This is a genomic window from Photobacterium sp. MCCC 1A19761 (assembly GCF_037389125.1).
Taxonomy (GTDB): Bacteria; Pseudomonadota; Gammaproteobacteria; order Enterobacterales; family Vibrionaceae; genus Photobacterium.
This window is the reverse complement of record NZ_JAZGTF010000069.1, coordinates 1-731: the sequence shown is the minus strand read 5'-3', so window position 1 is coordinate 731 and position 731 is coordinate 1. Positions and strand designations below refer to the sequence as shown.

The window sequence follows — 731 nt, the reverse complement described above, 5'->3', positions numbered from 1 at the left end:
GTTTGTGCGACGATTGCTGGAGCTGAGGGCTGGGAAGACATTGAAGATTTCGGTGAAGCACATTTTCAGTGGTTTCAGCAAAAAGGTCTTTTTACATCCGGACTTCCTGTTCATGACACCATTGCTCGCGTTATCTCACGCCTAGACCCACGTCAGTTTCAACAATGTTTTATCAACTGGATGCAGGCCGCCACTGAACGTTCAGATGGTGAGTTAATCGCTATCGATGGTAAGGTGTTGCGCGGCTCATATAACCGCGAAAGCAGGCAGTCTACGATTCATATGGTTAGTGCTTTCGCCACGGCCAACGGCGTTGTTATGGGCCAACTCAAAACCAATGCGAAGTCCAACGAGATCACGGCAATACCGGAACTGCTTAACTTGCTGGACATCAAAGGCTGCCTGATTTCGATTGACGCGATAGCCTGTCAGACCAATATTGCTTCAACCATCATTGATAACGGTGGTGATTATTTGCTTGCCGTTAAAGGTAATCAGGAAACACTGGCTAAAGCTGTACGTCAGGCGCTGTCTGCGAAGACTGCGGTTCAGAGCGTCCCTGAAAATGTCACGGTGGAGCAAAGCCACGGACGAGCCGAAGCCCGAGAATATCATGTGCTACCTGCTGGTGAGTTGGTACAACAGTTTCCTGATTGGAAAGGGCTAAAGAGCATCGGCGTTACCATTGGTTATCGCATTGATAAATCAGGTAAAGAGTCACTCGAACACCG

General features: G+C 48.7%; 1 protein-coding gene. It reads left to right on the top strand.

What is annotated here, in order from left to right:
- Positions 1-731 (top strand): ISAs1 family transposase (locus tag VV869_RS24360; protein ID WP_337737539.1); only part of this gene is annotated, 731 nt, incomplete at both ends.